The organism is Candidatus Zixiibacteriota bacterium (assembly GCA_016933955.1).
Taxonomy (GTDB): domain Bacteria; phylum Zixibacteria; class MSB-5A5; order GN15; family PGXB01; genus JAFGTT01.
In genome coordinates, this window is the sequence record JAFGTT010000002.1 from 22,944 (window position 1) to 47,942 (window position 24,999).

At 49.6% G+C, this 24,999-nt stretch carries 21 protein-coding genes; 4 read left to right on the forward strand and 17 right to left on the reverse strand.

Annotation, left to right across the window (positions count from 1 at the left end):
• Positions 1-20: 20 nt before the first annotated feature.
• The 8 genes from JXQ28_00385 to JXQ28_00420 all read right to left on the reverse strand — a co-directional run bounded on the left by JXQ28_00385 (position 21) and on the right by JXQ28_00420 (position 5,897).
• Complete coding sequence (locus tag JXQ28_00385; GenBank protein ID MBN2276181.1) at positions 21-491, reverse strand: ferritin family protein; 471 nt, start codon at positions 489-491, stop codon at positions 21-23.
• 88 nt (positions 492-579) lie between these two features.
• A complete protein-coding gene (locus tag JXQ28_00390; GenBank protein ID MBN2276182.1) occupies positions 580-954 on the reverse strand; it encodes a desulfoferrodoxin in 375 nt (124 codons plus the stop codon).
• Positions 955-991: 37 nt separating this feature from the next.
• The gene (locus JXQ28_00395) at positions 992-2,398 is read right to left on the reverse strand and encodes an aspartate ammonia-lyase (GenBank protein ID MBN2276183.1); all 1,407 of its coding nucleotides are present in this window, start codon (positions 2,396-2,398) and stop codon (positions 992-994) included.
• Between the two features lie 39 nt (positions 2,399-2,437).
• A complete protein-coding gene (tpx, locus tag JXQ28_00400) occupies positions 2,438-2,953 on the reverse strand; it encodes a thiol peroxidase (protein ID MBN2276184.1) in 516 nt (171 codons plus the stop codon).
• Positions 2,954-2,978: 25 nt separating this feature from the next.
• Positions 2,979-3,416: a hypothetical protein gene (locus tag JXQ28_00405; protein ID MBN2276185.1), complete on the reverse strand. Its 438-nt coding sequence runs from the start codon at positions 3,414-3,416 to the stop codon at positions 2,979-2,981.
• Between the two features lie 105 nt (positions 3,417-3,521).
• A complete protein-coding gene (locus JXQ28_00410; GenBank protein ID MBN2276186.1) occupies positions 3,522-3,953 on the reverse strand; it encodes a transcriptional repressor in 432 nt (143 codons plus the stop codon).
• Positions 3,954-4,299: 346 nt separating this feature from the next.
• A complete protein-coding gene (locus tag JXQ28_00415; protein ID MBN2276187.1) occupies positions 4,300-5,685 on the reverse strand; it encodes a S41 family peptidase in 1,386 nt (461 codons plus the stop codon).
• Between the two features lie 11 nt (positions 5,686-5,696).
• Complete coding sequence (locus JXQ28_00420) at positions 5,697-5,897, reverse strand: GNAT family N-acetyltransferase (protein ID MBN2276188.1); 201 nt, start codon at positions 5,895-5,897, stop codon at positions 5,697-5,699.
• A gap of 171 nt (positions 5,898-6,068) precedes the next feature.
• On the opposite strand from JXQ28_00420, the gene JXQ28_00425 reads away from it, so the two are divergent.
• Positions 6,069-7,424, forward strand: coding sequence for an NAD(P)/FAD-dependent oxidoreductase (locus JXQ28_00425; GenBank protein ID MBN2276189.1), 1,356 nt, complete (start codon positions 6,069-6,071; stop codon positions 7,422-7,424).
• Positions 7,425-7,461: 37 nt separating this feature from the next.
• On the opposite strand, the gene JXQ28_00430 is transcribed toward JXQ28_00425, so the two are convergent.
• Entirely contained in the window at positions 7,462-8,667 is a 1,206-nt protein-coding gene (locus tag JXQ28_00430) for a cation:proton antiporter (protein ID MBN2276190.1), read from the reverse strand.
• Positions 8,668-8,828: 161 nt separating this feature from the next.
• On the opposite strand from JXQ28_00430, the gene JXQ28_00435 reads away from it, so the two are divergent.
• Positions 8,829-9,689: a metallophosphoesterase gene (locus tag JXQ28_00435; protein ID MBN2276191.1), complete on the forward strand. Its 861-nt coding sequence runs from the start codon at positions 8,829-8,831 to the stop codon at positions 9,687-9,689.
• Here the strand turns inward: JXQ28_00435 and JXQ28_00440 are convergent.
• The 3 genes from JXQ28_00440 to JXQ28_00450 all read right to left on the reverse strand — a co-directional run bounded on the left by JXQ28_00440 (position 9,681) and on the right by JXQ28_00450 (position 16,021).
• On the reverse strand, positions 9,681-12,866 hold the full coding sequence (locus JXQ28_00440) for a nucleotidyltransferase domain-containing protein (GenBank protein MBN2276192.1): 3,186 nt from the start codon (positions 12,864-12,866) through the stop codon (positions 9,681-9,683). The genes JXQ28_00435 and JXQ28_00440 overlap by 9 nt on opposite strands.
• On the reverse strand, positions 12,863-14,617 hold the full coding sequence (locus JXQ28_00445; protein MBN2276193.1) for a hypothetical protein: 1,755 nt from the start codon (positions 14,615-14,617) through the stop codon (positions 12,863-12,865). The genes JXQ28_00440 and JXQ28_00445 overlap by 4 nt, the downstream gene beginning before the upstream one ends.
• Positions 14,618-14,734: 117 nt before the next feature.
• The gene (locus JXQ28_00450; GenBank protein ID MBN2276194.1) at positions 14,735-16,021 is read right to left on the reverse strand and encodes a Glu/Leu/Phe/Val dehydrogenase; all 1,287 of its coding nucleotides are present in this window, start codon (positions 16,019-16,021) and stop codon (positions 14,735-14,737) included.
• A 211-nt stretch (positions 16,022-16,232) separates the two neighbouring features.
• On the opposite strand from JXQ28_00450, the gene JXQ28_00455 reads away from it, so the two are divergent.
• The gene (locus tag JXQ28_00455; GenBank protein MBN2276195.1) at positions 16,233-17,498 is read left to right on the forward strand and encodes a YcaQ family DNA glycosylase; all 1,266 of its coding nucleotides are present in this window, start codon (positions 16,233-16,235) and stop codon (positions 17,496-17,498) included.
• 87 nt (positions 17,499-17,585) lie between these two features.
• Here JXQ28_00455 and JXQ28_00460 read toward each other — a convergent pair whose 3' ends face one another.
• Genes JXQ28_00460 through JXQ28_00470 form a run of 3 tightly spaced genes read right to left on the reverse strand, consistent with a single transcriptional unit; the run spans position 17,586 to position 20,888 of the window.
• Entirely contained in the window at positions 17,586-18,803 is a 1,218-nt protein-coding gene (locus tag JXQ28_00460; protein ID MBN2276196.1) for an ABC transporter permease, read from the reverse strand.
• On the reverse strand, positions 18,803-19,594 hold the full coding sequence (locus tag JXQ28_00465) for an ABC transporter ATP-binding protein (protein MBN2276197.1): 792 nt from the start codon (positions 19,592-19,594) through the stop codon (positions 18,803-18,805). Before JXQ28_00465 ends, JXQ28_00460 begins: the two co-directional genes overlap by 1 nt.
• A 34-nt stretch (positions 19,595-19,628) precedes the next feature.
• Positions 19,629-20,888 (reverse strand): efflux RND transporter periplasmic adaptor subunit, encoded by a 1,260-nt coding sequence (locus JXQ28_00470; protein ID MBN2276198.1) that lies wholly within the window; start codon positions 20,886-20,888, stop codon positions 19,629-19,631.
• Positions 20,889-21,149: 261 nt separating this feature from the next.
• On the opposite strand from JXQ28_00470, the gene JXQ28_00475 reads away from it, so the two are divergent.
• The gene (locus JXQ28_00475; protein ID MBN2276199.1) at positions 21,150-22,433 is read left to right on the forward strand and encodes an NAD(P)/FAD-dependent oxidoreductase; all 1,284 of its coding nucleotides are present in this window, start codon (positions 21,150-21,152) and stop codon (positions 22,431-22,433) included.
• Positions 22,434-22,555: 122 nt separating this feature from the next.
• Here the strand turns inward: JXQ28_00475 and JXQ28_00480 are convergent, their stop codons facing one another.
• The gene (locus JXQ28_00480) at positions 22,556-23,128 is read right to left on the reverse strand and encodes a hypothetical protein (protein MBN2276200.1); all 573 of its coding nucleotides are present in this window, start codon (positions 23,126-23,128) and stop codon (positions 22,556-22,558) included.
• A 333-nt stretch (positions 23,129-23,461) separates the two neighbouring features.
• Positions 23,462-24,136 (reverse strand): hypothetical protein, encoded by a 675-nt coding sequence (locus JXQ28_00485; protein MBN2276201.1) that lies wholly within the window; start codon positions 24,134-24,136, stop codon positions 23,462-23,464.
• Positions 24,137-24,999: the final 863 nt, after the last annotated feature.

A 24,999-nucleotide genomic window follows, 5' to 3' on the forward strand; every position in this document is an offset into this window, starting at 1 on the left:
CTTATCCTTTCAAAAAAGTATCAGTTTTCCGTCAATACATTTTCATCATACTCGATTTCAAAACGAAGTTTGTGCTTGGCCTCTTCCTGGGCCAGTCCCAGAAACATATTTTTGATATTGGGATCATCGGTTAACGCGGCCAGATCGGTATAAAGCTTGAAGGAGGCTTTTTCGGCCTTCATGGCCACAATCAAAGCCTGCTGGAAATCCATTTCCGCATCCCACGGGATATCAATCAATCCTTCGGCGATTTTAAGATTCATGATTTTCTGCTTGGTCGAGGATAAATCCAGCTTACCACCTTTGATTTGCTGCAACTTGGCCTTGTGACTCTTCTCTTCAAGGGAAAATTGTTCGAAAACTTCTTTCATGTGTTTTTTCGTCATCCGGGCGGCCAGATCGGTATAGAAGTCGGATGCGTCCTGTTCTTTTTCGATTGCAAAATCAAGTACTTTTTCGATTGAATCTAATTTCACGACTCTCTCCTCCAGTAAATTAATGTCCCACCGGGTATCAACCCGAACCGGCTGTTTAAGCCATTATCAGCCCTATATTTATTAAAATTTCCCGAAAAAGCAACTACGCTTTCCATAAACCGTGTAGATTGCAGTATTCCCTGGCTACAATCTTATCCGCTTCGATCTCAAACATAGCCTCGGGAACCTCTCCCGGCTTTAACCAGCGACGATAAACCCGGCCGTCGGCAATTACTTCGATCCATTCGATAAAATGTTTTTCTTCCATCGGGTGGGCTACCTGACCGACCTTGACTTTAAAGCCGCCATTGACTTTTTCAATGACCGGCACATGCTTTTCAAGGGCGGCATCGACCGTTCCCGGCTTCAACAGGGTCATATTCTGACCACAGCAAGCCAGTGTCCCGCCGGAAGCATGCACCACCTCAACCATGTTACCGCACACCTCACATTTGTAAACCTGCATTTTTTCCGTCATACCCCAAGTCCTCCACTGAAAAATTTCATAGCCCGGATTATTTTTTACTCTTTTCCTCCGGATTAATCGTCATCGACCGAATATCAAGAATTTTATCCGCCTGGTCCGGGTCGATAATCTTGTGTGATATTACCAGGTCGCGGATAAGTTCATCCTTTTCCAACGCCTCTTTGGCCAGTTCGGCGGCCTTCTGATAACCGATATGCGGATTCAGCGCTGTCGCCAGGGCCGTGCTTTTTTCCGCGTACAATCGGCATTGCTTTTCATCGGCCGTAATACCCGTGACACATCGTTCGACAAAACTGTTGATTCCGCCGGTCAGAATATCAACCATCTGAAGCAAATTATAACCCACAATCGGCATCATAACGTTAAGCTGCAACTGCCCGGCCTGGGCCGCATACAAAATGGTGCTGTCACACCCGAGAGCATGAAAACACACCATATCCAGCATTTCCGCCAGGACCGGATTGACTTTCCCCGGCATGATCGAAGAACCCGGCTGTACCGCCGGAAGTTGTATCTCGGCCAGACCGGTTCTCGGCCCGGAACTGAGTAAACGAAAATCATCGGCGATTTTCTTCAGACCGGTTACCAGAACCCGCAGGGTCCCCGAGACCTCGACCACGGCATCAAGATTCTGCATCGCCTCGAACAGGTTGTTTGCCTTGCGGAAATGATACCCCGTGGCTTCATTGATATATCTGATAGCCTCTTCCTTATAACCGGCTTCGGTGTTCAAACCGGTTCCGACCGCCGTCCCTCCAAGACAGAGTTCCAAAAGTCCCTCGGCGGCATGTTCCACCCGGCGACGGCTATTACCCGCCATGGCCGCGAAACCGCCGAATTCCTGTCCCAGCCGCATGGGAACGGCATCCTGAAGATGCGTCCGGCCCGACTTGATGATATCATCGAACTCGGCCGCTTTCCCGGCCAGAGCCTTTTCCAGTCGTTCAATCGCGGGCAGTAATTTCTGTCTGATTTCGATATAACCGGAAATATGAATGGCCACATGAATGGTATCATTGGTGGACTGCCCCATATTGGCATGATCGTTGGGATGAACCCGGCCGAAACCGCCAGTGCGGCCGGTTATTATTTCCGAGGCCCGGTTGGCCATAACCTCATTGACATTCATATTTTGCGAGGTCCCGGCCCCGGCCTGAAAGGCATCGACCACAAAATGCTCATCGAATTTGCCGGCGATAATTTCATCGGCCGCACGGACAAGCGCCTCACCGATGGTTTTGTCGAGCAATCCGGAATCCATGTGCGCCCGGGCCGCGGCTTTCTTGATAATTGCCTGGGCCGCCACAAAACTGCGCGGTAATCGCAGGTTGCTTACCCGGAAATTATCCACCGCCCGTTGCGTTTGAGCCCCGTAATAAGCCCCGATAGGAACCTTTACTTCACCCATGCTGTCTTTTTCAATTCGATATTCCATTTCCTATGCCTTCTTCCGGATCGTTCCAATACCATCCAATCATACCGTCTTTTTAACCGCTTCGATCACCGCGGCATAATCCGGCTCGGATGCAGTCTCCTTGACATACTGCACGTAGGTTACCTTGCCGGTCCGATCAATAACGAATACTGTCCTGGCCAGCAAACGAAGCTCCTTGATTAAAACCCCGTAAGCATTACCCAGCGAGGCCTCGCGATAATCGGAGTAAACCTTAACGCTGTCTATTCCGGCCGCCCCACACCATCGCTTCTGGGCGAAAGGCAGATCCATACTGACCGTCACAACCGCCGCATCTTTACCGAACCCGGCCGCCTCTTTATTGAAACGCCTTGTCTCGGTATCACATACCGGCGTGTCAAGCGATGGAACCGTCACCAGAACCACCACCTTGCCGTGAAATGACGACAACTTGACCGGTTTTAAACCCTCATCCAGAACCGTCGCCTCGGGAGCCATATCCCCGACCCTGACTTCATTCCCAACCAGGGTCACAGGGTTACCTTTCATCAAAATCACATTCTTGCGTTCACTCATAAAAGTCCCTTTTAAAGCATCCTTATCAGGCGTACGGATAGGCGCCCTTCTTTATCTTCTCCAGGTGGCCCAGTATTTTGTTGTGCTTCGCTTCATCTTCCATCAGGTAGTTGAGAAGGTACTCCTGGACCAGCATCTTCTTTCCCTTGAGAGCGCCGAGAGACTCTTTGGCCAGCTCCATCGTTTTCTCCTCCAGTTGAATATGTTTCTCTATCATATCCCAGACCTCGCCCAGTTCATCGGTACTGAAAGCCACCGTCTTGGTGGTTAGACTGTCGGCGATAAATTCCTGGACCCGGTAATGAAACTGGGAATCTCTCTGGATGATTTCCATAATCATACGAACCACCGGATTATCGGTTGATTCGATGATTCTGCCGGTCGAGGCTACCGAAGCGTTTTCGATTTTCTGCCAGCGCTTCATATTCTCGACCAATTTTTCCTGAATCTCTTTCGTAGACATATAGTCAGCCTCCATTAAATTGGTATAAATTAAAATATTACTGATAAATTCCCCAATGAATTAGAGAAAGTGTACTATAAAAGCCCGTCAAAGTCAACCTCATCATCACTCAATATTTTTTTGACGTGAATTTAATCCGGCTTTGTTTTTTCCCCGGCATTCCCGGCAGATGCCGGAAAATTCCAGATTGTAGCCGAAAACCTCGAAATCACTATTATCCCCCGGTCCGCCCTGAATCCGCACCGATACCGGCTCGTGAATATCATCAATCCGGTTACAGCGCAGACACCGGATATGATAATGTTCCGATAAATCGGCATCGAATCGTCCCTGCCCGCCCCCATCAAGCTTTCGAACCTGCCCGGTTTCGACCAGCCTGTCAAGATTACGGTAAACCGTTCCCAGGCTTATTTGGGGAAGCTTTCTGCGAACTATATGATAAAGCTCGTCGGCCGTGGGATGGGTTTTCAGGCTCTGTAGCTCCTCGTAAATCGCCGCCCTCTGCCGGGTCATTCTCTGTTTAACTGTCTTTTTCATATATTAACTTAATAAAAGTAATTCCTATTACCAATAAATTCACGAATTGTTCCCGGCCTATCAAAATTTATCATTAATTTTATAAACTTTATGTAGAAATAGCAGGAAGCCCCTTTTCATAATCCTTTCCGATGACTGTCCGGTCTCTTTCAATCGCTCTTAACCGGTTATAAAATAATATAATTATAATTTTAATAAGCATACGCAGGCTTTGTCCTGAAATGCGAAAGGATTTTGAATGTTAATTGTATCTTGAGTTCTATTTGAGGCGACTGATTCTAAATTTCATCGCGCAGAAAAGGCCGAAGGGACTCCCTTCGGCCTGATAATGTCAATAATTTCACCGTTATTTCTTGTCGGTTCGCGGTGATATATCCTTGTACCCGCCCTGGTAATGCCCGACCAGTTCAACCGGATGTCCGTTATTATCCTTAACCACTTCCAGACGGAAATAATCGAGTTCATCAAAACGGAAAAGATTATCCGACATCGGGATCATCTTATATTTTGGACGGTTTTCCCGCTGATAATACAACTCGCCATTTTCAAATATAATCGTCCTCGGTCCATAAATACCGGTATATTTCTTTGCGACTTTCGCATCCAGTTTGACCGGGTTCATTTTGCTGTCAATACCTGTTTTAACCCATTCCAGATTGGCCTTCACATCATCATCTTCCACTTTTTCATACAGCTTGTTAATAGCCTCGCGGTAAGCCACATCCAGAGCCCGGTCACGAGGGACCTTTATATCCGGATCCACTCCGGTTCCCTCCCAGTTGGTCCCGCTTATCGGATTGATTGCCCGACCGTAAGGAAGCGACATGGAGATATACAGGTTGGGGAATATCCGCCCCTCGACCGGATGGGCCCCTCCTCCGGTGGTCTCGCCGATAATTGTCGCCCGTTTCAGGTTCTTCAAATTGTACGTAAACTCCTCGGCACCCGAAAAGGTAAAACTCGAGGTCAACACATACAGATCGACTTTGGTCATTTTCTTCCCCGGCACATAACCCGAGGTCCAGAATTGCTGAATCGAATCCGTCTGGCGGATATAAAAACTGTTCAGATGGACCGTTTCTTCAAAAAAATAACTGGTGATAAATTGTATCAGGCTCGGGGAACCCCCGCCGTTGTCCCGCAGATCAATAATCAGGGCATCGCAGTGGGCCAGAAAGCCCAGAGCCGAAGCGGCCGTCTCACCCGCTAATGATGCTTCATTGAAGCTGTTGAACTTCATATATCCGATATTCCCCGGCATCCATTCCACTTTTATAAAGTCAAAATTATTATAACTCAACTGGCGGTACAGCTCCTCACTCTGGGCATCCGTAACCGTGTCAATCTCGGTCAAAGTCAAATCGGAGGGATCATACAACCCTATGCTTAGATGACGATCCCGGCTGATTTCCCGGAGATCGGCGGTCAATTGCTGAGTAAATTCCGGAAGAGATTTAATGGCATCATAATTGTTTTCTTTAAGTTTGGTTCGCAGCTGCTCTTCCATCTTGCGGGCTGTTTCGGGGAAAACATAAACCTCATTCAAAGCACCCGAAATACTGTCGATAATTTCGGTCATGATGGCCCGGTTCAACTCCGGAAAAACCGTTTCCTGACCGGCTTTGGTAACCTGGGCCGATACTGTTACCGCCCAACCGCCCGCCAGCAAAACTGCCGCAACAAGAACCACAACCGTTTTCAAAGCCCGCGGCATTAATTTGATTGCCTTCATCTTATCCTCCTTTATTTAACAACTGATTTTAAATCCAATTGCATCATCAGAGATAATCGCCGGTATTTTGACCGTTCGGCCTTGCCGGGAGTTTTTTTCTTAAATCCGTATTTCTTATAAAAGCCGATTGCAGGTCTCAGTCTGGAGCTTGTCTCCAGTATCAGACGATTCGCGCCAAGTTTACGGGCGTATTCAATTAAAGCCGCTGTCATTTTCTCCCGGGCCCTGTAATCCGGGCAACGCAAGTCCTGCAATTTTACGTGAGCGCCTACATAAATGTTTCAATTCCTTGACAATCATCAATATGACTCCACCGGAACTCTATACCTGCAATCATGTTTTTATATATAGTCGTATGGTCTATAATTGATTAGAGGTCAGGAATGAGCGACAATACATCAATCCGGAATAATCCCAAAATAGACCAAAAGGTCATAACAGAAAACCCGTTTCCCATCATTGGTCAGGCCCCCGGTGGACATCATCGAGTGGTTATTGTCGGCGGTGGCTTTGCCGGTCTCTATGCGGCTCGATCCCTCAAACGCGCCAGGGTTTCTATAACCATAATAGACAGGCGGAATTTTCATCTTTTCCAGCCGCTTTTATACCAGGTGGCCACCGGAGAATTATCTCCCGGAGATATAGCCTCTCCTCTTCGGGCGGTTTTCCGCCATAATAAAAATATTACGGTTGTGAAGGATGAGGTGGTCGATATAGAACCCGGCCAGGGTTATATCGCGACTTCTACTGGTCAAATACCCTATGATACCCTGATACTGGCCCCCGGTTCTCAGCATCATTATTTCGGCCATGATGAATGGGAAAAATCAGCGCCGGGTTTGAAAACTATCGAGGATGCTCTTGAAATTCGAAAACGAATTTTTGAGAATTTCGAACTGGCGGAACAGGAAAAAAATCCTGACAAGCGTCGGCGTCATTTAACCTTTGTCGTCATTGGTGGTGGACCCACGGGAGTGGAGTTGACCGGGACAATGGGCGAACTGGCCCTGAAAACCCTTCGAGGTGAATTCCGCAGTTTCGACACCATTCAGGTTCGAATTATTCTGATTGAAGGAAACCGCCGGATTTTGCCGACCTACCCTGAAAAATTGGCGGGTAAGGCCCATAAGACCCTCACCAAACTCGGGGTCACGATTAAAACCGGATGCCTGGTCACCTCGATCGAAAATGACCTTATCAAAATAAAATCCGGAGACGATGCGGAAACGATCTCAGCCGGAACCATCCTCTGGGCCGCCGGTATCAGACCATCGGCACTCGGTAAGATTATTTCCCAAAAAACGGGGACCGAACTGGATCATCTCGGTCGGATCATGGTCGCCCCGGATTTATCACTGCCAGGTTATCCCTCAATCTTCGTTATTGGCGATCTGGCTCATTTCTCTCATGGCCGCCATGAGCCTCTTCCCGGTATAGCGCCGGTAGCCATGCAACAGGGTCGCTATGTCGCGGGGCTTATTAAAAGACGGCTGAAAGGCGGCAAGATACGGCCTTTCCATTATTCCAACCGCGGCAATCTGGCCGTCATTGGACGAAATGCCGCTATTGCCGATTTTGGCCATATCAGATTCAGCGGTTTTATTGCCTGGCTGATCTGGGTCTTCGTGCATATCGGCTATTTGATTGAATTCGACAATAAACTTTTGGTGATGATTCAATGGGGCTGGAATTACTTTACTCGTAAACGCGGCGCCCGTCTTATTACCGAGAGAAAATAGACGAGACCCGGATTGCCGCTTTTAATCGGAATGGCCTTTACTCCTGAAGATGAATCTCCCCGGCCCGGGACAGGGCCAGTCGGGTTAGAAACGGTCCGATACCCTCATAGACAATTATTGATGACAGGATCACCGTCCCGATAACCCGCCCCATCTCCGGATGAGATTCACTCACGGTGATAACCAGCCCGATCGCCACCCCCGTCTGGGGCAACAGCGCCATTCCGAGATTATTTATTACCTGCGGTTCCGCTTTGTATCTGCGCCCCGCCAGGTACGACCCAAGGTACTTACCCGCCGGACGCATAACCAGATAAGCCGTTCCCAGGATTCCCAGACCGGTTAATTCCCCCAGATGCAGGCTGGCCCCTGATAGAACGAAAAAGGCAATATAAAAGGGCATTTCGGTTTGCCGTAATTCGCCGTACACCAGCCGATGCATCATCGACAGGTTATTGGTAATCGCCCCGATAATCAAACAAACCATCAGGTGTGATATTCCAATGGTCTTGGCCAGACCGATACCCACCAGAAGCCCCCCTATTATGACCAGCAGAAGTTCCGATAAATCATCGATTTTCTGTTCCCAGAATGTAATCGCGGCCGCCACCGCGCCTCCGATCAAAATCGAGCCGAGCAGTTCCTTAAACAATTCGTAAACAATTTCGACCAATTCAATGCCCTGATCCAGAGAATAGACCGCGAAAATTAGACGGAAAACGATCAGGCAGAGAACATTATTAATGGCCACCACCGCCAGCAGAGTATCCGTCAGCGGGCCGCGGCCCCGGTACTCCCTGATAACCAGCAGGGTGACTCCCGGCGCCGTGGCAATACTTATAGACCCCAGTAAAACGGCCAGCGACCAGTCTCGCGAGATGAGAAAAGAGAAAATGAAAACGGCGGCAAAAGCGCCGGCGCTTTCGGCCAGGGCGATATAAATCACTCGGAGCCCCATAGCTTTCAGGTGCTGGAGTTCGATTTCGCCCCCGATGGCGAAAAGAATCAATCCCAGGGCAATATCGTTGACCATCCGGATATCGACCAGCGTCTCCGATGAAAGCAGTCCCAGGACCGATGGTCCAAGGACCAGACCGGTCAGCATATATCCGGTTACGCGGGGAATTTTGAAGCGGTGAAAAACCTTTCCGCCCAGAAGTCCCAGCAGAATCACCATTCCGACACTGAGTAATTCATACACCTGCAACGGCAAATCCCCGAATGAAAGGCTTATGACTGGCAAAAAATACGCCCCACCCCGAACTTATGTCAACTAATAAAGCCCCTCCATAAATCAATGATTCTCTTCCTCGATCTGTCCTTTTTAGATGGATAATAAAGGACTTTTTTTTATATTGATAAAAACCGCCGTTGAGGAAATTGGACTGAACCGGTCAGAGTGATATGAATTGTTTTTTTGTTTCGGATCTGCATGGTAAAATCGGGCTTTATCGCAAGCTCTTTGATATAATACAGCGCGATTGCCCCGAGGCTCTTTTTCTCGGCGGCGACCTTTTGCCATCGGGCTTGAATCAGCTGGCAGAAGATGATATCCAGCCGGATAATTTTATCCTTGATTTTATCCGTCCACAATTAACCCGATTAAAAACGAATCTGTCCGATAAATTTCCCCGGATATTTGTCATCCTCGGTAACGATGACAGCCGTCTCGAAGAAACCGCCGTCATGGATATCGAAAACGAGAGCCTCTGGGAATATATTCACGGGAAAAAAACGGCTCTGGATCGGTTTCCTGTTTATGGATATGCCCATATTCCCCCCTCTCCTTTCCTTCTGAAAGATTGGGAAAAATATGATGTTTCCAGGCATGTCGATCCCGGCAGCTTATCGCCGGAAGCGGGATACCGAACCATTCCGCGGGAAATTCAAAAGATCAGGTACAGTACGATTGCCCGGGACCTGGCCGACCTGACCGGAGATTTTCGGCTCGACCACTCCATATTTTTATTTCACTCCCCGCCCTACCGGACCAGACTCGACCGGGCCGATCTCGATGGCCGGATGTTTGAGCATGTTCCTCTCGATGTTCATATCGGGAGTATCGCCGTGCAGAGGTTTATTTCGGAGCGACAGCCGCTTCTGACTCTTCATGGTCACGTTCATGAATCTTCGCGCCTTACCGGCACCTGGAGCGATCGGATAGGAAAAACGGTGTGCCTTTCGGCCGCTTATGATGGTCCGGAACTGGCCCTGGTTCGTTTCGATCCGGATTGCCCGGAAAAGGCCGTTCGGGAATTATTGTGACGATTCCGGCTGTCTGCCTATCTGCAATGGCCGGGCGGCATCCGTAACGGCATCGATCTTGAGAGCGTAACTGGTCTTCGAGGCGATATCCTCGTCGGTCACATAATGCACATCAAGCAAACCCCCCGTTCGATACCCGGTCCGCAAATAGTTGAAATCGGCCAGGCTTAAACTCCAGCCCTCCAGCCAGGAATCCAGTAACCGGCGTTGCTCCGGCGAACCCCGGAAATGTATCAACAGGTCAATATCGCTGGCCGGCCCGGCCGTGCGATTTTTGGTACTGCCGAAAATATAACATCCCGCCACCCCGAAACGGGCCTGATCGATTTGAGAAGCAATCATCTCGGCCGACCGCAGGCGCCAGTGCCAGTAATTCTCTTTATGATGCTCCTCGGCCTGAACCAGCCCGATCGGGGCCGTATCGGTACTCGGTTGCACCAGCACCCCCATGGCTTCATCCAGATCGGCATTCATCAGAACTCGTAGAATCCGCCCCTCGGCATTGCTGGGAACATCGATCAACCGGACCACTTCAGCCAGGGATTGATACTCCGGCAGAAAATCGGCCAGAATGTTTTTCGACCGCGTCAGAAACAGCTCGTTGAACTCCACTCCCTTATCATCCGGATAAAGCGGTAAATAACGGATATTGGCCTCCACCAGATCCTGGAAAAAATGCGTTCCAAAAGAAAGATCGGGCAAATAATTACCCTTTTTGAAAGCGATCTCGATCAGAACCGCGGTATTGCTGATATCCGAATATGTAACACTGACTCCGAGTTTGATATCTCCCCGACTTCCCCAGCGTCCCGGTCCCATCAGGATGAATTGCCGTTTGGGAAGAAGCTTGTTGAGTTTGCCGACCACCCGGCCAACCTTGGCCATCGAGTTGTAGTCAGGCAGATTATCATATTTCTTGGGATCGACGTAAACAATATGCGTCACATCAGGAACCCGGCCGTTGGAGACAAACCGGTTGGCCGAAAATACGATTTGCTTCTTGGGGAAATCCTTTGGGATCGGGGCCGGCTTTCCCCGATCCGAATGACTCTGGGGCCGGCACTGAAGTAGATAAAAATCCTGGCCATCGGAAGCGAATTCGATGTCGACCGGGTACCCCAGTCGCTGTTCAAGAGTTTTCAAAATAGCATCGATCTGTTTTACAAACGACGTCCCGGCTATCAAACCTTCAAAAGTAACCACCAGTTTATCGTTATCATAATCAATACTCAGTCCGCTTGGCTGGCTGAGATGCCCATCCTGGTAAACGGAAACCAGGTTATGGACCCCTTTCATTTCCCCGCCAACTTCTCTCAAAAATTCGCGGATGGGGATTGTCTCGAAGCTGTTAGTCTCCAGATTGATGACGTCAATTTCCCGAGGTGAATACCTGACCACTTCATCAGCCGTGACATTGACCCTCATACCCGGCTGTCCCGGAGCGACCAGGACCGGATAATCATTCCCCAGCCGATCGACCGCCCGTGTTCCCAGACCCGGTACCAGCCGAATCAAACCATCTTCACGCCGGATACTCGGCGACCAGCGGAATTCATTATTGCTGAAGGCCACACCGGCATAGGCGGGCAGGAAATAGCGGCCGTAACGTTTGCCGACCACTTCCTGAATCATGATGCCCATTTCCTCGCCGAAATCAATCAGGCCTCGTTCGGTGCGATACTCTATCGGGTCGGGACTGAAGGTCGAGGCATAGACTTCCGCGATGGCATCCATAAGTGCCTCCAGCCGTTCCTGTTTGGTCCCCTGATTGGCCAGAAAAAGGCTTTTGTACTTACCGGAAAAAGCCGCGCCCACCCGATCTTCGAGCAGACTGGAACTGCGGACAATTATCGGTCGTTTACCGAAATCATCGAGAGCCACCGATAATCCTTTGACAATATCGGCCGGGAAACGGGCGTTTTTGAACGTCTGGACGATATGGGGGTACTCCAGCCGGACCTGGTTGATGCCTTTGTATTTCTGCTCGACCACATCATCGAAATTATTATAGTGCATGAAATGTAGAAGAATATCCGAAGTAACATGCCAGGTTCGCGGAATTCTAATATTTTTCAGGATATCCAGTTCTTCGGATTTCTTACGAATTATCTGGGCCGCAAGGTAAAGCCCGGCGCTTTTCCCGCCCAGCTTACCGTGACTCTCGGTCGTGAAAATCATCTTCTGCAAAAGATGATAAAAATCATTAACGTCAATATAATCCTTGGCGACGCTGACATAGGACAACTGGTCCGATAAGAACCGCCGAATCAGGGAAACATGAATACCGATCTTGCTCGGCGAAAAAATATCCGGGTCATCGGCCGCGATATGATGATACCGCCGGATGGCATCGGCCACCTCGGCCAGAGCCAGATTCCGGTTGACCACCTGGGCCAGAAAGCTCAATTTATCTTCCTGGATCCATCTCTGAACCAGTTCAAGTATCTGCTCGTCCTGGAGACTCTCCGCGGCGATCCGAAAAGCCCCTTCACAGAATTCCGTGGTCATTTCAATCTCGCGTCTCTGGTGCGGCTGGTTCCAGTCCTCTTCCAGCCCTTCATTGGACATGAAAGCCGTCCCCTCCCGCGAATGCAGGAATTCCTCGGCCTCCTTAATCCCGCTCCAGCAAAGATGGTTGAGCATCTTCCGGGCAATATTGAAATAAAGGTTACGGTCGGTCTGACGAAGCATTTTCAGCACCACCGACCATTCCTGGCGGCTGGCTCCGTTCTTCCAAGAACCTTCCAGCTCCTGGACAATTGTGGACATCTGCTGATGCATGATATGACTGCCGAGTCGTTCGGCAATGGTCCCGATCAGTTTCGATTCCTCTTTCAAAAACGGACCGTCATCGGCCGGCGGCATTTCCTCGGTATAATATACACTGATTTTGCCCAGGACCACCTGGTGGACGATTATATCGACACTCTGGTACCAGGGTGTCTCGAAAAACCGCGGCGAGGCATAAACCTGGTCCTCAAAAACTATTTTCGCCTGGCAGACATCGGGGTACTGCCAGCCCGGCGGTATCGCCTCGACTACCTTCTGAAAAATGGAATCGAGCGGTTCATTGGGTTCGCGAAGGATTTCCTCAATCCGGTACAGACAATTAAGCTCCTTGGCCCGTTCTCTGAGCGATTCTATCAGTTTCTCGACCGGTTTTTTATGATTGCTCATTTGAAAATTGCTCCCCGGCCGGTTCGGCCATCGACTTTTATGGTCAGCGGTGCGGCCGTTTTGACATGACTGACGAATTCCTTCCTGCTTTCTTCCTTCTGCTTACCCAGCCAGTCCCAGTCGATCCGGAATTTCCCCGTATGCGGTACCATAAAATAGCAGATCTGAAAACTCGAGATATTATGGAAAAAATGTGAACCCTGGCTGAGATCGACATTCATATCCGGCATCGTGGCCTCCACAATTGCCCCGGCCCCGGAAATCTGACTCCATTCGACCGGAATCCCCAGCCAGGGATCGGAACTTCCCCACCGTCCGAAACCGATCAGAAGATATTTGCGCCCGGTATCCGCCATTTTGCGGTTGATCGCTTCCAGTTCGGAGGCGATTTCGCGCGTATATTGGGCCTTAAAGGTCTCTGGCCGAATATAAACAATATCGACTATATTTTCAACCACGCCATTACCCATAACGTTTTCCGAAGCCGCCAGGACCTTTTCTACGGACATCTCGACCGAAGCGACCTCGACTTTTGAATGCGAAACCACCATCGGCCGGACCTGCAGAAATCCGAACCGGGCCGGAAGACCATGATTACGGTCAAGGGTTACCGCAAACTCGATTTCCACCTCACTGCCGACTGACTCCTCGCACATCTTCAGCAACGATGTCACCAGCTGATTGAAGGGCATGGCATAACCGCTTAAGACCGGGGCGAAGGTTAAAACCCGCGGGCCATCATGACCGATCCCCGAAACCAGTCGATCATCCTGGGGCCGGTAGGTTGAGGCGATATATTTCAAAACACCGTCATATTCGGCTTCGGCCAGCGTTCTTTTAACCATGTACTCGGTTTCCTTAATCGGATCATGCTCCGGCGGTTTTCCCATATTTACCGCCCAGAATTCCGTCTGGGTCGTTTTCATAAGCTCACCGACTGAGCCGACCGGCGGGGTCACCTTCGGAAACGATGGCGAATAACACCACACCAGCCCGCCGTCGACAATCGTCTTACCCAGTCCCAGTGCCAGATCAACCACACCCTGGTCCGGCCGGGCCCGTCCGATCGGATAAAAATTATAAGAACGGGCCACTCCGGAAAAAGTCGGGTAAAAAAACTCACCGTTTTTCAATCCGACTACCTCCTGGATAATCACCCCCATCTTTTCATCGCGGGGCGATTTCCCGGTCGCCCGGATATAATCCCTGGCACTCTTGAAAAAGGTCGAGGCATAAACATATTTTATCGCCTCCATCAGTTTGACAAACCGGGTATCCGTATCGGGCTGGTTATTGGGAATCATCTTGGTGGCGTAAACCCCCGCAAAAGGCTCATACATGGCATCTTCAAGAAGGCTTGATGACCTTATGGCCAGCGGAGTATGAACCGAACCGGTCAGGGCCCTCAGATCCCCTACCATCTCGGCCGGAAAGTCGGCCTTTTGAAAAGCATGGGCGATTCGGTTGTCCGGCTCTTCGGATTGCACCGTTTCCCAGAGACCATTACGCTCCATGAAACTGTCGAATACATCCGTGGCCAGTACCGCCAGCCGGGGAATATTTATCGTTATCTGATTGAAAGCCCGATGATCGAATTTGTCAGCCAGAAAATCTTTGATAAAAGCCAGACCGGAGGCCTTTCCCCCGATAGCCCCGGTTCCGATACGGGTCAAAACCTCGTCGGAGCCGAAAAAATCACGGCTGAACGGTTTGATTTTGTCTATATCGAATTTGATCGAGCGGGTTTCCATCTGTCAATCCTGTCTATCAGTCTATCTCAACCGTCGGCCGTCATTTAGTATTTTCGTCATCATTGATAATATCCTGAGACCGCAGTCTTAAATCAAGATCAAAACCGCTCTCCACGGCTAAACCCAGCCTCGATCCCGGCAGGCCTGGGCAACCCGCGAGATTCCAATCAGATGGGCCGCGTCACGCATATTCAGACTCTTCTTTAGGGCCAGTTCACTGACATCCTGAAAAGCCGTCGTCATCCTGACATCAAGCTTACCGAGGACTTCGTCTGTGGTCCAGTAATAATTCGAATTGCTCTGAACCTGCTCGAAATAACTACAGATAACCCCGCCGGCATTGGCCAGAGTATCGGGAATTAAAAATATATTCCGTTCGGATATTATCCGATCAGCCTCCGGCGTCACCGGCCCCCTGGCTCCCTCGGCAATAATTTTAACCATGGGATTGATTCCCGGGGCATTCTCCTTGGTAATCTGGTATTCCAGCGCGGCCGGAATCAAAATATCTACCTCCTGCTCCAGCCATTCTTCCCCGGGTCGAACTTCATAGCCAAGGTCCTGCGCCCGGTCTTTGGAAATGCCCCCGAAATCATCGGTGATCTTCAGCAATTCATCCGGTTTGATGCCTTCTTTTCTAATGTAAGCGTACGAAATCTGGTCATACTGATCCCAGCAGGAAACGCATTTAACCGTCCCGCCGATTTGATTATATAGACGGATGGCGTGCTGACCGACATTACCGAAACCCTGCACACTGGCGGTGGTGTTCCGGGGAGACAGGTTAATCCTTTTCAACGCCTCACGCAAAGCATATATAATCCCGAAACCGGGTGCCTCCCGCCGTCCCAGGGAGCCGCCCTGACCAACCGGCTTCCCGGTTATAAAACCGGGATAACGCCCGCCATGAATATTTTCATATTCATCCAGCATCCAGAGCATATGTTGCGGGGTCGTCATAATGTCGATCTCCGGGATATCCGCCAGCGGACCCAGCACCCGGGCCAGTTGCCTGACCCACCCCCGGCAGATCAATTCCTGAACCCGGATACTCAGATCATGCGGATCGCAGATAACCCCGCCCCGACTTCCACCCAGCGGGACATCGACCACCCCGCATTGCCATGTCATATTCATGGCCAGAGCCCGTACTTTGTCTATCGTTTCCTGAGGATGAAAACGGATCCCGCCTTTACACGGTCCGCGGGCATCATTATGTTGAACCCGGAATCCGCGAAAAACCCGCGTCGAACCATTATCAAGGCGAACCGGAATACTGAACTGATATTCACGAACCGGTTGCCGCATAAACTCCCTGGTGCCGCTGTCCAGATCAAGCATATCGGCAATACGATCGAATTGATCCTGGGCCATCCCGTAAAAATTGAAAGCCTTGTCATTCATATAGTAATCCTGAATATATGTCACACGGATAATTATTCATAATAATAGGCTCTCTGTAGCCGTCATAACAATAGATTATGGAATATTTAAAGTCAAGGGACAATGGAGAGAGCAATCAGATCGGAAAATAGGGATTATTTAAAAAAATGTGATTCTCATTTGCATCTTTCTTACTTATAATTGACCTTCGGGAAAGTTGCCGGAATTGTCAATGAAAATACAAACCGGATATTACAAGGAATATATGTCCCTGCCGGAAATCCCGTTATCAATCGCACGGAGAATGGCTCTTCGAGCACAGCTTTTTGGTAATAATTCCCGTCTGCCGAAAGGCAAAGAGGGCGTCGCCCGGATTGTGGATAAACTCGGCTATATCCAGATCGATACCATTGCCGTTATTGAAAGGGCTCACCACCACACTCTCTGGACCCGTTTTCACGAATATACGCCGGCTATGCTCCACGATCTGCAGGCCGTCGACCGCCGGATTTTCGAATACTGGGGCCATGCCGCTTCCTACCTGCCGATTTCCGATTATCGCTTCTACATTCCCCGCATGCACCGATTCGTCAATCCCGGCAATAGTTGGGAAAAAGAAAGACTGAAGAAATATGGCCACCTGATGAAACCGATTCTGGAACGTATCCGCAGTGAGGGTCCTCTGGGATCCCGTGACTTCGCCTCAACGGGCAAAAAAAGGGGCACCTGGTGGGACTGGCGCCCGGCCAAAACCGCTCTGGAAATGCTCTTCTGGCGTGGTGAACTGATGATCACCGAACGACGTAATTTCTCCCGAATTTATGATCTGACCGAAAGGGTCCTGCCCGAACAGGTTGACACCCGGGTTCCCGAAACCGATGAGCTGGGGCGGTTTTTGGTCCGCCGGGCTCTTGATGCTTTCGGTGTCGCGCGTTTGGAAGAAATTTGTGATCATCTCCATGCCGCCCCGAGAGAGACAATAGCACAAGCCCTGAAACAGCTTCTGGATTCCGGCGAGGTGACCGGGGTGCAAATCGCGGAGGATCAAAAAGTTACTTACTATGCACACACGGAATATCTTGAAAGATCCGGGCGTCTTCGAAAATCTAAACCCCGGCTTCACATTCTCTCGCCCTTCGATAATCTGATAATTCAGCGCCATCGGACAAACCGCCTTTTTGGATTTGACTATTCTCTCGAATGCTATCTTCCGGCGCACAAAAGAAAATATGGGTATTTTGTTCTGCCGATTCTCTGGAACGAAAACCTGGTGGCCCGGCTGGATGTTAAAGCCGACCGTAAAAACCAGAGGCTGATTTTAAATAGCCTTCAGTTTGAACCATCATTTAAATCTTTCAATGAAATGCTACCGGCCTTGGTCGAGAAACTCCGGCGGTTCGCGGCCTTTAACAACTGCCGCGATATATGCATCAAGAACGTCTCCCCCGCCAAATTCAAACGGGAAATAGCCGGACTGATGACCCGTAACTGCCCATGATGATTGTATATGTCGGGGTAATAAAAATCCCGGCCTCAACTGGATTCCGGGATTTACATAAGAATTAAATACCTCTCGCCTTGATTCTTATTCGTAACGAAGAGCGTCAATCGGATTTAAAGCGGCCGCCTTTCGGGCCGGATAGTAACCGAAAAAGATGCCCACCACCGCTGAGAAAATTACTGATATAAAAATAATCTGCGGACTTATAACGGCGCTCATCGTGGTAAACTGATTGAGAATGTATGTCACCGCGAAGGAGAGAATGATACCGACCAGCCCGCCGCTCAAACTGAGAACAACCGCCTCGGAAAGAAACTGAATCAGAACATCGCTTCCTCTGGCTCCGACCGATAGTCTGATACCGATCTCGCGAGTCCGCTCCGTCACCGAAACCAGCATAATGTTCATAATTCCGATCCCCCCCACGACCAGCGAGACCGCCGCGATAGCTCCCAAAAGCAGGGTCATGGTTCGCGACGTTTGAGTGACAGCATCGGTAATCTCGGCCTGGTTGGAAATGGTGAAATCATCGGCATCACCTTCATTCAGACGGTGTGCATCCCGAAGAATCAGCCGCAATTCCTCCTGAGCCTGGTCCATGACTTCGGTCGAGGCCGCGCTGGCATTGATCATATCAACAAATTGCCGACCCTTGAGACGGTACAGCACGGTGGTGGATGGAGCCAGGATAACATCATCCTGATCCTGTCCCATACCGCTTTGCCCTTTGGAAGCCAGAATCCCTATTATGGTGAACGGGATATTGCGGATACGAATTTCCTTGCCAACCGGGTCCTGGTCGGGAAACAATTCATCGGCCACGGTCTTACCGAGCACAGCGACTTTTTTGCGTGAAGTCACATCTCTCTCGGTGAATGCCTCTCCCGATTCGACAATCCAGTTGCGAATTGTAAAATAATCTGGAGATACACCATAAATAGTCGTGTACCAGTTGCTGCTGCCGCCGATCACCTGGCCGCCGGATCGTACGACCGGCGAAATACCGCTGAGTAAAGTGGCCTGCTCTTTTATTTTCTCGACATCTTCAAGCGTGAACCGGTTAAACGATCCGGCCCCCTGACGAACCCCGCCACTACTGCTTACTCCGGGGAAGACAATAATCAGATTGGTTCCCAGAGCGTTTATCTGTTGCTCGATTGCCACCTGACTGCCCTTTCCGATCGCTACCATAATTATCACGGCGCTGACACCGATAATAATGCCCAGCGATGTCAACAAACTGCGCATCCGGTTTTTCATTATACTGGAAAACGCCACCTTAAGAAGATTCGTGATTTGCATCATATATTATCTCCCGCGGCCGTCCCCGCCAAGGAAGCCTGCCACCCGGCCGGGGCCTCGATATCCTTGAAATTGGCCAAATCTTCTCCGGCATTACGCCGGTTTACAACTTTAAAATCCCGCAGTATCACTCCGTCCCGCATCTCGATTATTCTCTTCGCGTACGAGGCGATGTCCGGTTCGTGGGTGACCAGCAAAATGGTAATTCCCTGATCGTTAAGTTCCTGGAATACCGAAAGAACATCGATTGAGGTTCGCGTATCGAGATTCCCGGTCGGCTCATCGGCCAGTATTATTGCCGGTTGATTCACCAGTGCCCGTGCGATCGCCACCCGTTGTTGCTGTCCCCCCGAAAGTTGATTCGGCTCATGGTCATACCGGTCGCCCAGACCGACTTTCTTAAGAGCCTCAATCGCCGCCTGGCGGGGATTTTTTATCCGCATGGTACGATCATATATCAACGGCAATTCGACATTCTCAAGCGCCGAAGTCCGCGCCAGAAGATTGAATCCCTGGAAAACAAAACCAATTTTCTGGTTGCGGATATCCGCGTAATCCCGCCCGTTCCGTAAATTCATATCGGTCCCGTCAAGGAAGTAATTCCCCGCCGTCGGCATATCCAGACAGCCCAGAAGATTCATCAGGGTCGATTTACCCGACCCGGACGCCCCCATGATGGCCAGGAATTCGCCGCGATTTATTTTCAGATCGACTCCCCTCAGAGCTTTGACCTCGATATCACCCATCCGGTAAATTTTCGTCAGTCCTTTTATTTCAATAACCGTTTCCATTGTCTTATCCAGTTTTTTTCTCGTTGTATTTATCTTAAAATCCGGGACCCGGCATCGGCGGCCGAGTTTGCATCTGGCTTTTCTGCGTCGATGAACTTGTACCGGTGCTTGTCGCCAGACTGCTGATCACCTGCATCCCTTCTTTCAAATCACGGCTTTCCACGATCTCGGTTTTGCTCCCGTCGGTCAAACCCGTTTTCACCATGGCCATGGCCAGCGAGCCGCCGCTATCCAGGTACCAAACCTCCTTGAGATCACTGGGAAAATCTTTTGCCTTTCCTCCACTCGCGGCCGGTTGCTGCGGCCGAGGCGGCTTCAGTGAATCGGGCATATTCTCGAACCGGGTTTTGCGCTTTTCGAAGGCCTTGGCCATCTCCTCTTCCGATGGCTGAAAACGCAGACAGGTGTTGGGAACCAGAAGGACATTCTTTTTTTGCTCGATTATGAAATCGACCGTCGCCGTCATTCCGGGAAGCAATAAACCTTCACTGTTGGCCGCATCGACAATCACCGTATAAGTCACTACATTCGAAACCGTCTGGGGCTGCAATCTGATCCGTGTCACTGATCCCGTGAATTCTTTATTGGAATACGTCTGGACATCAAAACGAACCTGTTGCCCTTCTTTTATCGAACCGATATCGCTCTCGTCAACGTCAACCTCTATCTGCATATGGTTCAAATCCTCGGCGATCATGAACAATGTCGGCGTCGAAAAACTGGCCGCCACCGTCTGCCCCCCCTCAACATTTTTCTCGATCACGATGCCGTCTATCGGTGAGGTGATAACCGCATACTGAAGATTCTTCACTGCTCTCTGGTAAGCCGCCTCGGCCGATTTCAATGAAGCCTTTTGAGTCTTGACACTTATCTGATATGGCAAAAAATCCGCTTCCGATATCAAATCTTTCTCAAATAAACTGTGGTAGCGCTCAAAATCCGCCTGGGCCTGCTCCAGCTGAGCCTCCACCCGCTCCATCCCCGCCTCGGCATCGAGCAAAGATGCCTTCAGCAAGGTCGTATCAAGAACCGCCAGAAGCTGTCCCTTTTTTACGTGATCGTTATAATCGACATATATGGAATCAATTGTACCCGACACCTGCGTGCCGACCTCGACTATGGTCACCGGGCTCAATGTCCCGCTGGCCGATATTACTGTCTCCAGATTACCCCGTGTAACCTCCGCAAACTGGTACCGGGTATCATTCTTGCTGATTGCGAAACTGTAAATCAATTTGGCCGCTCCCAGAAGAACAATCAGGACAATTATACTGACAATTATTTTCTTTTTCATGCCACCTGTCCTTTTTGATGTCACAATCATCATATAAACCATTCCTTTTAATCTTCCCTTTTTTGACAATCGGAACCATCAAAAGACTAAAGTAAATTGATACAAATCTTTCAGCCGGTTTTCTAACCGCTATAACAATCAATCCCATATCGGGTTATGGTGAACCACTAAAAATACCCGGCGTTATCCCGTGCCAATGCCGAAACTATCTGACCATTAATTTTATTCCCGCTTATATACCGGTATAATTATCTTATGCATATGGATGAAAATACCATTATCGTTATTGGTGCCGGCCCCGCCGGTCTGATGGCCGCCGGGCAGGCGGCCATGTGTGGCGCGGCAACCATGGTTCTGGAGAAAAAATCCCGCCCCGGTCGTAAATTGCGTCTGTCCGGCAAAGGACGATGCAATATCACCAACCGGGCCCCTCTTTCTCAATTTATTGCACCCTTTAATTCCGGGGGCGATTTCCTCCGTCAGGCTTTCGCCCGGTTTTTCGCACCCGATTTGATCTCCTTCTTCCATGACCTCCATCTATCCACCGTAACCGAACCCGATGGCCGCGTGTTCCCTGCCGACAACGACGCCCGCCGGGTGGTCGATACCCTGGAAGGATGGGTTGCTCGTGCCGGGGCGCGCCTTATCACTTCCGTCCGGGTCGAATCCCTCACGATAGAGAATCACCGTATCACCGGCGTCGAATGCCGGATCGATTCCCCCAAAAACCAGCCCGGCCATCACCGCTTTTATCCCGCCGCGGCCGTGATCATCGCCACCGGCGGTAAATCATACCCCGCCACCGGCTCGACCGGCGATGGTTACCGCCTGGCGGAATCCGCCGGGCATACCATCATACCCCCTACCCCCGCTTTGGTTCCGATTATCACCGCCGGGGATATTCCCCGCCGCCTTCAGGGTCTTAGCCTTAACAATGCCGGGGTGAGACTTATCATCGACAGAAAAAAACAGCCCGCCCGAACCGGAGAGATTCTTTTCACCCATTACGGTCTCTCCGGCCCGCTGATCCTGTCGCTCAGCCGCAAAATCGTTATGGCTCTCCGGGACAAACAAAAAATTGAACTGGTAATCGATCTTTTTCCCGATCAAGACCAAAACAAACTCGAAACCAGCCTGCTTGACCTGATAACCCGTCATGGCAGACAGAAAATTTCCGGCCTGCTGAAAACCTTTCTTCCCCCCAAGATCATCCCTCTCGCCTGCGAGATCAACGGTCTTGCTCTCGACAAACCCGGACATCAACTGACCGCGACTGAACGCCGTCGGCTGGTCGTCTGGCTCAAGGGTATCTCCCTGGAGGTGGTAGACCACCGCGATTTCAATGAGGCTATTATTACCGCCGGAGGAATCGATACCGCTCAGATCGATCCTCGCACCATGCAGTCGCGTCTGGTCAGCGGTCTTTACTTTGCCGGGGAAGTGATGGATATCGATGCTGATACCGGAGGGTTTAATCTTCAGGCGGCTTTTTCCACCGGTTTTGTCGCCGGCTTCTCCGCCGCACGGGATGTTCTTCACTCCTGATTTATACTAAACTCATTTATATTATTCCCGCTCTCTACCTGTCATTCCCGAAAAAAGCCCGTCATTCCCGACCTGATCGGGAAGCCAAAGTCTCCAATATATCGTAACCAATCGATAGGCACTTAAGCAGTGTGGGCGTTCACGTACTTGTTCAACGATGATGCCGCTATCGGCGGAAAGATCACCAGCGGCAACAATCCCAGTGCAAAAACAACATTTATTAAAACGAGAATAACAACTCGTTCTTTCCCGCCCGATAGAAGCCATGCATCCACCCGATCTGGCCCGATTATCGACATGGCGTTTCTGACTTCAAAAATGACCGATCCCCAGGTTACACCTACCAATGCCAGGTCAATCCAGCATAGAAACCAGAAAAATTCCTCATTAATCTCAAAAGGACCATTGTTCGCCGTAACATCCCAACCCGTAACCAGTGAAAGAACTATAAAAAAAAGTAAAACCATCCCCAGGCTTCCGGTCATTACCCCTATAACCGTACTCCTCCGGGTTTTCGGGAGCTTTTGACCAACGATTTCCTGGTGCTTGCGTGCCCAGCACGCGAAGTAGAAGGACCAGAATACACCACCTGTCAATAAACCGAGTAGTGTGTATCCCAATGTCGGGATATTCAATGTGTTGCGTTCGGTGTTTTCCAAAGAAGAACCACTGCTTGAACCTGTTTCATTACTCATATAATCGACCCTCCTCGGCCATTGTATTTACCTGAGAAATAAACACTAATCCATTTGATTAGAACCACCGCCTGCAAAAGCAGAATTAATTAGTGTTATCAATCGGCTATGGCATGAAATATATCTAATTAAGAACGTCCTGAAAAGCAATTAATATTTATGCGGCAATCAAACCATGTGGCCCACTCAATAGATGGGTAAAGTAACATAAAAAGCAAAAAACCAGGCTTTTGACTTACCCCGATTTTTGTGTCGTATGCAATGTAATAGCCTGGTTTTTCATTCGGCCGCCGATTCGTTCGGAACCCGACCTGCTGTTTCCGGGGCGAAGTGTTAGAAGTAAACCGATATTCCAAACCGCACTTCATCGCCATCGAATCCGAAGGATGTTGTCTTCCTTTCATCCGCCTGGAAATACCCGCCGTTCGCTGTTAGTTCGGATGTATATTTGGCATGTGTATACATTAAAGTCGAACCGTACTCCGCCAGGAAACTGATGTTTGACCATACAAACCATTCCACCCCGAGTATTCCGGACATACCAAATGAGTAAGTCGTACTGACACCGGTTTGTTTGTTCCACCAGCCACTCAATGGATTTTCCGACGTGTACTTACGCTTATATCTCCCGTAGCCAAAATCCGGGCCGAATCCCCAGTAGAAATTGATCTTGGCATCCGGACGCGGATAAAAAACCCTCTGAATATGAAGGACAAAGGAATAATCATCCATGTCATTGTTCGTCTGTCCAATGGTAGTGTCGATCCTGTTTCTTGAATTTTCATCTTCACGGAATTCAATGTCGGTCGAAAGTCCTAATCTCCAGGCGGCACCATCCGATGTATGTTTCTTGCAGGATATGGTGCTTCCCTGAAATGCCGTAAGTTCCAAATCTCTGTTTGCTTCAAACTGGAAAGACCAGGATCCCGCCTTGAGTGAATTTTCCGCCGATTGAACAGCCACGGGAATCATTAAGGCACACAGGATAATTGAAACCAGCCTGTTCATATCATCCCTCCCAAATTGATTATAATGAAATTGGTTGAATTAAGTTTAGTAATTATAAATCATTCTGGATATTTGTCAAGTAGTTCTGGTAATTCAGAACCCCCGCGTCCCCGGTTATTCGCTGTCATTCCCACCTTTTATTGGTCATATCCGCCCATTTTTATCATTCCCTCTTTCTTGTCATTCTCGCCCTCTTTTTTGTCATTCTCGCCCTTTTTCTTGTTATTCCCCCTTTTATGTCAATCCCCCTTTCTTGTCATTCTCTCTTTCTTGTCATTCCCTCTTTCTTGTCATTCCCTCTTTCTTGTCATTCCCTCTTTCTTGTCATTCCCGACTTGATCGGGAATCCAGCTTTATCCCCTCTTGAGAGGGGTGGATCCGCCGGAGGCATTTATGCCGCAGGCGGAGACGGGGTGTGTTCTCCAATCTGCTTTACAAACCCGCAAATCCGCTCTCAAGAAGGGACTTTGAACCATTTCGTGAGCGGCCATGTGGCCCGCCTTCTGGGCGGGTTTCTTATTCTGTTCTTTCCCTCCTCCCATTTTTTCCACCCCTTCACCCCTGATCCATACCCTTCGCCATAATGTATGAATACCCGTACCTCAGGTATGCACCGGACAAAAATCACACAGCTTATATACCGAATCCCGCAAGAAACTTTTTACTGAGGAAACGAACCCATTTTTAAAAAAATATCCGGAGGATGAAACGAACCCATTTTATAAAATTCCCGGGTAACCCAGGTCTTCAGACCTGAAAATTAGTGAGCGCACCTAAATGTGAATTCGAGAGAAACCCGACAAAATAATGATGAATACTGGAGATAATATAACAATAATATGCCGGAATCGTTTGGTTTTCGA

Coding starts and splice junctions, on each gene's coding strand:
- JXQ28_00460 (MBN2276196.1), bottom strand. CDS start 18,803: ATGCAAATCACGAATCTTCTTAAGGTGGCGTTTTCCAGTATAATGAAA.
- JXQ28_00425 (MBN2276189.1), top strand. CDS start 6,069: ATGAGCGACAATACATCAATCCGGAATAATCCCAAAATAGACCAAAAG.
- JXQ28_00475 (MBN2276199.1), top strand. CDS start 21,150: ATGGATGAAAATACCATTATCGTTATTGGTGCCGGCCCCGCCGGTCTG.
- JXQ28_00465 (MBN2276197.1), bottom strand. CDS start 19,594: ATGGAAACGGTTATTGAAATAAAAGGACTGACGAAAATTTACCGGATG.
- JXQ28_00470 (MBN2276198.1), bottom strand. CDS start 20,888: ATGAAAAAGAAAATAATTGTCAGTATAATTGTCCTGATTGTTCTTCTG.
- JXQ28_00480 (MBN2276200.1), bottom strand. CDS start 23,128: ATGAGTAATGAAACAGGTTCAAGCAGTGGTTCTTCTTTGGAAAACACC.
- JXQ28_00435 (MBN2276191.1), top strand. CDS start 8,829: ATGAATTGTTTTTTTGTTTCGGATCTGCATGGTAAAATCGGGCTTTAT.
- JXQ28_00485 (MBN2276201.1), bottom strand. CDS start 24,136: ATGAACAGGCTGGTTTCAATTATCCTGTGTGCCTTAATGATTCCCGTG.
- JXQ28_00415 (MBN2276187.1), bottom strand. CDS start 5,685: ATGAAGGCAATCAAATTAATGCCGCGGGCTTTGAAAACGGTTGTGGTT.
- JXQ28_00455 (MBN2276195.1), top strand. CDS start 16,233: ATGAAAATACAAACCGGATATTACAAGGAATATATGTCCCTGCCGGAA.
- JXQ28_00390 (MBN2276182.1), bottom strand. CDS start 954: ATGACGGAAAAAATGCAGGTTTACAAATGTGAGGTGTGCGGTAACATG.
- JXQ28_00445 (MBN2276193.1), bottom strand. CDS start 14,617: ATGGAAACCCGCTCGATCAAATTCGATATAGACAAAATCAAACCGTTC.
- JXQ28_00440 (MBN2276192.1), bottom strand. CDS start 12,866: ATGAGCAATCATAAAAAACCGGTCGAGAAACTGATAGAATCGCTCAGA.
- JXQ28_00420 (MBN2276188.1), bottom strand. CDS start 5,897: ATGACAGCGGCTTTAATTGAATACGCCCGTAAACTTGGCGCGAATCGT.
- JXQ28_00395 (MBN2276183.1), bottom strand. CDS start 2,398: ATGGAATATCGAATTGAAAAAGACAGCATGGGTGAAGTAAAGGTTCCT.
- tpx (MBN2276184.1), bottom strand. CDS start 2,953: ATGAGTGAACGCAAGAATGTGATTTTGATGAAAGGTAACCCTGTGACC.
- JXQ28_00405 (MBN2276185.1), bottom strand. CDS start 3,416: ATGTCTACGAAAGAGATTCAGGAAAAATTGGTCGAGAATATGAAGCGC.
- JXQ28_00410 (MBN2276186.1), bottom strand. CDS start 3,953: ATGAAAAAGACAGTTAAACAGAGAATGACCCGGCAGAGGGCGGCGATT.
- JXQ28_00450 (MBN2276194.1), bottom strand. CDS start 16,021: ATGAATGACAAGGCTTTCAATTTTTACGGGATGGCCCAGGATCAATTC.